General features: G+C 40.8%; 5 protein-coding genes and 1 pseudogene. All 6 read left to right on the forward strand.

All coding sequences use genetic code 11. From position 1 onward, the window contains the following. Positions 1 to 283, forward strand: a pseudogene (locus D1Z90_RS21400) (alpha-amylase family glycosyl hydrolase); the annotation flags it as partial. A gap of 420 nt (positions 284 to 703) precedes the next feature. Then, positions 704 to 1,165: an SMI1/KNR4 family protein gene (locus D1Z90_RS20230; protein WP_119912584.1), complete on the forward strand. Its 462-nt coding sequence runs from the start codon at positions 704 to 706 to the stop codon at positions 1,163 to 1,165. A gap of 342 nt (positions 1,166 to 1,507) precedes the next feature. After that, complete coding sequence (locus D1Z90_RS20235) at positions 1,508 to 1,747, forward strand: hypothetical protein (RefSeq protein WP_119912585.1); 240 nt, start codon at positions 1,508 to 1,510, stop codon at positions 1,745 to 1,747. Beyond that, the gene (locus D1Z90_RS20240) at positions 1,747 to 2,367 is read left to right on the forward strand and encodes a DUF4303 domain-containing protein (protein WP_119912586.1); all 621 of its coding nucleotides are present in this window, start codon (positions 1,747 to 1,749) and stop codon (positions 2,365 to 2,367) included. The genes D1Z90_RS20235 and D1Z90_RS20240 overlap by 1 nt, the downstream gene beginning before the upstream one ends. An 82-nt stretch (positions 2,368 to 2,449) precedes the next feature. Continuing rightward, positions 2,450 to 2,851 (forward strand): transposase, encoded by a 402-nt coding sequence (locus tag D1Z90_RS20245; RefSeq protein WP_119912587.1) that lies wholly within the window; start codon positions 2,450 to 2,452, stop codon positions 2,849 to 2,851. Between the two features lie 26 nt (positions 2,852 to 2,877). Next, positions 2,878 to 3,192: a hypothetical protein gene (locus D1Z90_RS20250; protein ID WP_119912588.1), complete on the forward strand. Its 315-nt coding sequence runs from the start codon at positions 2,878 to 2,880 to the stop codon at positions 3,190 to 3,192. Positions 3,193 to 3,392: the final 200 nt, after the last annotated feature.

A 3,392-nucleotide genomic window follows, 5' to 3' on the forward strand; every position in this document is an offset into this window, starting at 1 on the left:
GCCTTGTTTACCTTTTTATCTAGAAGAGTATTTTGATTTAGTGGATTGGACCGGCAGAGCCATCAGAGATGATAAGAGAGGCCACATTCCCAAACAGCAACCCAAACTGCTGGATGCACTGGGCATCGCTGAAGAATCATGGGTGTATTTGGTGAAAGATTTCAGTCGCTGCTTTGGCAGTGCAGCCGGCAGCTGGGAGCACCTCACTCAACATTGTGCGCGTAGCGGCCGCTATTGGAGTAAAGGCCATCATGCTTGTGACAAACTGAGTGGCTGCGGCTAACAAGTTTGGTAGGGGAATTATCCATACAAGCACCTTAACTTTTCAACAGCCCCCTCCCTGTGCGCCGCCAAAGGCTTCTTCGAAGCTTATTATCTCTCGCCATCCTTTTGAGCTGCACTGCAAGCAAACACTTGTTTGCAGTATTTTGAATTGAAATACCCTCACTAGCGATAAATGCTATTACCTTTGGGCCATCACTTGAACTGCTTGTATGTGCTAAACGAATAAGGATAAGCTAGCTAAGAAGTGGCTGTCCTTCCTTAGAAGATAAGAACAACTATAAATATAGGGACTCAAAGGGTAAAATAAAGAGCAGTCTAAATAAAAAATTGCTTCTCAAGACGATAAAGATTTCAATAAATTAAAAAGCTCTATTGAAAGAACAGGACAAAATACTTTTAATTTAAAAGAGGAGGTAATATGCCATCAGATTTCTATAAAAAAGCTACAAAATTAATAGATAAATACAAAAGCGAGGCTTATTTCATTGGAAAAAGAGATAATAGCATTATTTCTAAAGCTGAAGAGTCCCTGGGTTTTTTTCTTCCCCCCTCCTATCTTTTATTCGTATCAAACTATGGAGCAGGAAGTTTCTGCGGAGAAGAATTCTATGGAATAACTAACGAAAACTTCGAAAACTCCAGCATCCCAAATGCAGTCTGGCTAACTTTAAATTCAAGAAAGAAATATAATTTACCCGACGAATTAATTCTAATAATGGGATTAGACGATGGTAGTTATTACGCTATTTCTACTAACAAAGAAGATAAGGAAATAGAAGGTTGGGTTGTTTTATGGTCACCAATTGATGAAGATATTTCTATAATTGACAACTCATTTGGAGAATTTTTCTTCCGAAGAATAAATGAAGCATTGGATTGAGCTAGTAATAAACTAATTGGCTAATTGGACACCCAGCAAAATTTGACAGAAATCACCTTTTTACTAACGCTTAAAAAGTGACTTGTTGACTAGTAGGGTGTCATGACCCTACCTCGAAAGCAGCTCATTTGTGCTGAATCTACGCCCTGCTATCACGTCACAAGCCGTTGTGTTGGGTACACTTTTCTTTGTGGTTATGATAACTACGCTAACCGCAGCTATGAGCAACGTAAACCTTAGGTGCTCGACAAAGTTAAAAATGGCAAGCTGACGGCTTAATTAAAGTACTATGAAGAGATTTCGGGAACTAAGTATCCTGGTGATCCAAGTCATGCACACCATTTGGGAGAAAAAGACAGTACGAACACTCCCGCAATTGATAACAGGCTTATATTAAGAGAAGTGGGTATAAACCCTTTATTGAGCCGTGAAAATTTTACTTGGGCTCCAAATAAAGTTGTTGGACAACATGGGAGTATCCAAGAACAACAACTCAATGATATGTTAACTCCATTTCGAGGTGATCGAGCTGGAGTTGTGGATGTTTTAGAGCAGTGGGCAGCAATTTCGAAGGCTAGATAATGAATTATTCCGTAGAATTAAAAAAAGCTCTAATTAAGAAATTGACGAAGAGCTGTACTGAACAATTAGAGTTTTTAAAAAAGGATTTAGAAAATCAATCAATCTTTTCCTTTGCAATTTATTGCAGCAATGGATGCTCACACATTAACGTGGCGGCTTGTTCCAGAGAAGGTTTAGACTTACATAAAGCTAACTTAGGCACTTTAAATGAGCCCGCATGGTATGGCGAAGTTAATGGTGCTGAATGGAGCTACTATAGTAATAATTTTGAGCTGTTTGATGAGGTTAACACGTTTATTGAAGAGTTGTTCGATATTTTTTATGACGGTGAACTTGATGATGGTGAGCGTGATGAGTATGACGATGATGAGCTTTGGGAGTTTATAAGCGATTTTTTTATAGATGTAACAGTGCAAGTCTTAAAAAATTTAAGGAGTAATGGCTGTTTTAACGAAAAGTGCTTCGAAGATGATTTACTACTTGGAATGCAATTTGGAGATCCAGATAAGCACGCTGTAGATATGATTGAAAAATCATCTGAACAACTTAATTCAGTAAGTTGGCATGAGAAGATAAAGATTAGCTGTAACTCTATGAGGAAAATGTTTAACACAGAATAGTATACAGGACACCCACAAAAATTAGACAGAAATAGCCTCTTAACTAACGTTTAAAAAGTGGCTTTTTGACTAGGAGGGTGTCATGACCCTACCTCGAAAACAGCTCATCTGTGCTGAATCTACGCCCTACTATCACGTCACCAGCCACTGTGTTCGGCGCGCCTTTCTTTTTTGTTATGATAACTACGCTAAACGCAGGTATGAGCACCGTAAACCTTGGGTATTGGATAAAGCCAAGCAGCTGGCCAGCATCCTCACCATTGATATCTGTGCCTATACCATTATGAGCAATCATTACCACCTCGTGCTGCATATCAACATGGCGCAAAATAGCCGATTAAGCGATGAGGCCGTGGTGAGCCGCTGGCAAGCGTTATTTTCATTGCTTTTTTTGGTACCAGTGACTCTCTGGCAATCCTCAAGGTTAGGCGGAGCTTGCTACGGTGCAAGATATCATTCAGGTATAGCGCCAGCGCCTCTGTGACATTAGCTGGTTTATGCGCTGCTTAAATGAAGACATTGCCAGAAGAGACAACAAAGAAGCCCATTGCAAATGGTCACTTCTGGGAAAACCGTTTTAAAAGCCAAGCCTTACTCGATGATAATGCCTTACTGGCTTGCATGGTCTATGTAGATTTAAACCCCATACGCGCAGGCATGTACGACAGTGTTGGCGAGCAGAGGTTTACCTCTATCTATGAGCGCATTAGCCAGTGGCAGGCCCTGCAAACACCAGCCCCCTGCCCCACTATAAAAGCAACCGAGCCAGCAGAACGCTCACAAAGGCAAGACATTAAACAATCTCTGCTGTTACCCTTTGAGTGAACCAAACCCTGACCAACGACCTAGCTTGCCCTTTTACCGAGAAGAGTATTTTGATTCAGTGGATTGGATGGCAGAGCTATTAGGGGTGATAAGAAAGGCCATATTCCCAAACACCAACCCAAACTGCTGGATGCACTGGACATTGCTGATGAATCATGGGTATATCTGGTGAAAGATTTTAGCCGCTGTTTTGGCAGTGC

Source organism: Motilimonas pumila (assembly GCF_003596335.1).
Lineage (GTDB): Bacteria > Pseudomonadota > Gammaproteobacteria > Enterobacterales > CBDFNC01 > Motilimonas > Motilimonas pumila.